General features: G+C 51.9%; 5 protein-coding genes. 3 read left to right on the top strand and 2 right to left on the bottom strand.

Going from position 1 to position 4,796, the window contains the following annotated elements:
- Positions 1-720 precede the first annotated feature (720 nt).
- Positions 721-1,002 carry a DUF7692 domain-containing protein gene (locus tag C448_RS15335; RefSeq protein WP_152415512.1) on the bottom strand — a complete coding sequence of 94 codons (282 nt, stop codon included), beginning with the start codon at positions 1,000-1,002 and terminating at the stop codon, positions 721-723.
- Between the two features lie 274 nt (positions 1,003-1,276).
- Between C448_RS15335 and C448_RS15835 the strand changes: the two genes are divergently transcribed.
- The 3 genes from C448_RS15835 to C448_RS15840 all read left to right on the top strand — a co-directional run bounded on the left by C448_RS15835 (position 1,277) and on the right by C448_RS15840 (position 3,228).
- Positions 1,277-1,723 (top strand): DUF5518 domain-containing protein, encoded by a 447-nt coding sequence (locus C448_RS15835; protein WP_160162773.1) that lies wholly within the window; start codon positions 1,277-1,279, stop codon positions 1,721-1,723.
- 212 nt (positions 1,724-1,935) lie between these two features.
- Positions 1,936-2,697, top strand: a complete 762-nt coding sequence (locus C448_RS03980; RefSeq protein WP_239640516.1) for a hypothetical protein — start codon at positions 1,936-1,938, stop codon at positions 2,695-2,697.
- Between the two features lie 315 nt (positions 2,698-3,012).
- On the top strand, positions 3,013-3,228 hold the full coding sequence (locus C448_RS15840) for a hypothetical protein (RefSeq protein WP_152415514.1): 216 nt from the start codon (positions 3,013-3,015) through the stop codon (positions 3,226-3,228).
- A 257-nt stretch (positions 3,229-3,485) separates the two neighbouring features.
- On the opposite strand, the gene C448_RS03985 is transcribed toward C448_RS15840, so the two are convergent.
- On the bottom strand, positions 3,486-4,484 hold the full coding sequence (locus tag C448_RS03985; RefSeq protein WP_049916040.1) for an IS110 family RNA-guided transposase: 999 nt from the start codon (positions 4,482-4,484) through the stop codon (positions 3,486-3,488).
- Between the last annotated feature and the right edge of the window lie 312 nt (positions 4,485-4,796).

The raw sequence follows: 4,796 nt of genomic DNA on the forward strand, positions 1-4,796 counted from the left end.
AGCTATGCCGTATTGATGCTTGAATCCGACGCACCTCCTGAGATAGAGAGCAATAGCCAAGTTCTGTATCGCAAAAGGACAGAGAGCACGCGACGGGGTGTGATGCTACCTGATGTTTCTCTGTCCCACCGGATGATTGATTCATTCTGGTTTAATTATTGCTATTCTCGTTGTAGAATGTTGGATCGACCACAATTACTCATAGCATNTCTGTCCCACCGGATGATTGATTCATTCTGGTTTAATTATTGCTATTCTCGTTGTAGAATGTTGGATCGACCACAATTACTCATAGCATCACTATGGGAAATCAATGGGAAAAGGATGAATGCCACGCAACGCTCCCTCTCGTATCGACCAGAATTCACTGTACACTCAGCCTTCATCGATTAATCCCTCGGTTGCTACTTAGTGTGAGTGTGGGCCAGGGAATGTGAGAATATCTATCAGACTTGTTCNTCAGCCTTCATCGATTAATCCCTCGGTTGCTACTTAGTGTGAGTGTGGGCCAGGGAATGTGAGAATATCTATCAGACTTGTTCACCCATATTTCAAGATCGACAAAATCGATGTGAAAACTTGGCAGTATGCTAATTGGCCACAAGCTATTTGCTACTTCTACTCGTTGCACAAATCCCGGTGCAACAACCACCTGCATAGGCCGGGANGAGTCACGTAAAGATCACTCAATCAAAAATGTATAACACATCACATGCCTGCCTATCGCGCTCTCAAAAGAGATCGATGTGGCATTTGCATTCCGGAGAGCATTGTGCTGTCCGGTGAGGATTTCGTCGGTCGTTCATTGACGGTCACCTCGGTTGCGAGCAGGTCGCGCGCTTCCAGGACTGGCAGGCCGTCGGAGTGGTCAATATGAACGTGGGTGAGCAATACTGCGCCGACGCGCGTGTTCTCGCCGAGCAGACCGGCGACGTTGTCGACAAACTCCTCTCGATAGGCAAACTTGCCGTCTGTTCGGATTCGCATGACAGGCTCGGACACACGAGATTCTCACACCCGTGCTGGTTGACCGAGCAACTGCCGCGATGGCGTGCGTTTGTCGTACGTGCGGCTGACGTCTCTCGGTGAATGGATACGAACCGGAGCTCCAACGGCGAAGATTCACACGAACTCGGTGCTCTCGTGTGACTTTCGAGGATCGCCGTTCTGTCGACGTGAAACCCCGTAGAGTTGCGTGAGAAACTGTTCGCGTAAGATGATGGAGTATAGACTAGTGGTTTTATTTACGTATAGAGTCATATCCGGTTGAGAAATAATGACTTCGAATAGCTATCTTTCTCGCCAATCCAAAGAGACGTGGAAGTACGCCTTCATTGGTGGCTTCATCTCGATACCGTTTACATTTGGCCTCTATTGGTGGTCAGGGATGGGGGATTATCTCTCACTGAACATGATACTTCTCGGTGGAATTCTCGCCGGATTCCTTGCTAAGAATGGTTCAGTGAGCGCTCGGAATGCCGGTATCAGTGCGGGGGTGATCGGTGGATTACCGATCGTAGTCTGGGGGTTGTCTACACTCATAGGTATTCCAGATGGTCCCCTGATAGTATGGTCAGCCCCGATTCTAGAGGCTGTGTTTTTGATATTCGTCGGGTTCGTTATCCTCGGAATGTCTGCACTGGCAGGATTGATTGGTGGAATGATTGGCGGATGGTTGTCGAAGAAACTCGGCACACAGAAGACACCTAACGTCAGTAGCTAATGTCACGTTGTATCCATAAATTGTATCGCCTACTCCCGGATCATGTTCGGAGTTGCTCTGTCAGCAGACTAGTATCTATTGACGGGGTAAAAGAGTGTTCTCTGGTTGTGAGTGATCCTTGCGGTTAGTCCTCGATAGTAGAACGGTTCACATGAGACAATCGTTTGAGCGTTTGGGTAATGTTTTTCACACCTATGGTGTTGTTTTGAAATATGGTGCTAGAAATCAGGCGTGCGCTCGGTAACGGTGTCTCGAAAACACTCACGAAAGCCGGACTTGTGTTTATCGTCCTGCTTGGTGTCGGACAGATCGTGCTTCTCGCTTCGACCAACACACTCACTGAAGCATTTCTCGCAGGACTTGATCTCCCTGCTGGTGCTACTCAATCTCCATCTGTACCGCTTTCATTACCTGTGTCGGCGACGGCTGCTGGTATACTCGCTTTTGTTGCCCTTCTTGTATTTCAGGTGATTACTGTCGTCTTGATCCGTGTGATGGCTGCGGATCGGCAAACTATCACGCATGAGAGCTACACACGACGGATGGGCTGGGTCGTTCTCAACTCGATTGTTGCCGGGATCGTCGTTGGCTTACTGACGATGATCGGATTCATCATCTTAGTGATTCCGGGGCTGTTCCTGACGGTGAATTTGCTGTTTACGACGGTGTATATCGCCGATGAAGATGAGGGGTTCATCAGTGCGATACGGGACAGCTGGAGTCTTACGTCCGGGAATCGCTGGCGGTTGTTCGGGCTGTTTCTTGTGGTGATAGTCCTCTTCATGATCGTTTCGTTTGCATCCGGGCTCGCCGTGCCGTCCGGATCAGCATTCTCGCAAGTCATCACGGCTGTCCTCACCACAATTCTGGTCGTCTATCAGATGGCTGTCCTCACTGACGCTTATCGCCAACTCCGTAACGAGAATGGCCTGAGACAGAGATCGGACCCAAGCTCGGATGCCACCGATATGTGAGCGTGGTGAATGACAATGAGTCTACTGTAGTTTGACTGGGTTCGGTCAAGAATCAGGGATACTCTGGCAAGGCGTAAGTTCCGACACGACAACAACAGCGAAATGTTTCCTCTGTAAATAGGCCATGTTGAATAGAGGGATGGCGCGGTGATCACAGCTTCTCACAGTCTTGATCGATATTCGGGATGGCGAACATCAAGATGATCTCGCGGAACCCACGACACCATTCTTGAGAATTCTCAGGGAGTCAGCCCTCCGACCCGACAGGGCCATGAAGGTTCGACCATCTTTATGCATGGAAGTTGCAGATGGCGTATGGCTGGTGCAAAGCAGTTGTACGGTCGTCTCGACCGGTGGGTTAGGAATTTATCTCGGATTGAATATGCCCTCTTTGCCGGCGGTGTCTCACTTGTCTCACAGCTCATCATCGATATTTTTCTCACAGAACTACAACTTCTCGACGCAGTAATCCCTGCTCTCACCATCACTGCGGTGTTTTATTTCCTATCTGGAAGAATTCCGCGCAATTGATAGTCGTCTCTGTAGCTCCGATAACTCACACCCTGTCACCTATGGAAATCCTGCTGGCTGAGTAAACCACCGCTATCGATATAGATTTTAGGGTGATCTACTGCTGATACGGCTTGGTGAAGAAAACCACCGGAGGGCGTTGCGGTCTATCCTCATGCGGTCGGTGCTGTGTGGTGCTGTTTGTGGCCTCTGGAGGGCTACCAGCCGCTCATCGACCGCATATGCCCGCTCAGTGAGGGACGCCGCTCAGGCGTCCCTCACGCACTCACACCTGGTGGGTCATACACCTCCTTACGATCGAGCATGTGAAATATCGAGACGAGCAGTTTCCGGGCCGTTGCGACGATTGCTTCCTTTCCGCTCTTTCGGTTCTTTAGCCGCTGATAGAACCGACTCAAGTACTCGTCTTCGCTTCTGTGAACTGCTACGCGCGAACACTGGACGAGAATCCACCGCAACTTCTCCGACCCCTTCTTCGAGATGCCACCTTCGAACCGCGAGTCGCCAGACTCGCGGATCACTGGATTTAGTCCGGCGTAACTCACCACCTGTTTGTCTTCGTCAAACCGATCGATCTCACCGACCTCGGCGTGGATCAGGAGTGCCGAGTAGTAGCTCACTCCTGGGATTGTCATCAAGAGCTGCGTCTCTTCGCGAGACGCAGCTCGATCCTCGATCGCAACCTCGAGACGTTCGATCTGGTCGGTGAACGTCTCGATCACTTCGAGATACGTCTCAAGCAGCGTGTCCCACGGTGCTGGGAGAGTGAGTTCCTCAAGGAACTCACGACCACCCACGCTCAACGGCTTCACCTTCCGTGTGATACCGTGATCAGTGAGTAGCCCGTGAATCTTGTTCGCGTAGTCTTTGCGGTTCTCGACCAACTTGTGTCGGCCGCGCACGAGTGCGCGGCACTCTCTGATCTCTTCAGATGGGACGTAGCTCTCTGGAACAGATCCCAACCGGACCAGTCGAGCGAGTTCTTTCGCATCAACGCGATCAGTTTTCGTATCCGCATTAGCGATGAGGTTCAGCTCTGACGGATTGGCAACGACCACATCCAGATACTCCGAGAGAGTATCATGGATGTGGTAGTAATTGCCAGTTGCTTCGATCGCGGCTTCCGACCCAGCGTACTCTTGGGCGATCTCGTCGAGGTTCGCGTTCTCGACGCGAACCTCTCGGTCAATCTCACCGTTTTCGTCCATTACAGCGACTTGAGCGTACTGTTTGTGGATGTCTATTCCAAGGTACATCTGCTATCACTCCGGGACGCCGGTGCGTGAGGCAGAGAATCACCTATACGGGCTTTCCCGGGTGCCGCGCGGCGCGGCACCCGGGCTGTAGCGCCCAGTTCTCGGGTTCCTTCGCACTCGGACCAGTCAGCAACACGCGCTTTGAAGCGCTGACAGGGGATGGTCGGTCTCTTGCGTCCCATACTTGCCTCACGCTCTCATGGGATAGCAGGATTTCCATCGAGTCAGCAAGAGCGGTCGTTTCCCGACTGATTTTCACTCCGAACGAGGGGTGTCGTCGCGCCGATCACGCCGGAACGCCACCGTCAGAAG

The organism is Halococcus morrhuae DSM 1307 (assembly GCF_000336695.1).
Taxonomy (GTDB): domain Archaea; phylum Halobacteriota; class Halobacteria; order Halobacteriales; family Halococcaceae; genus Halococcus; species Halococcus morrhuae.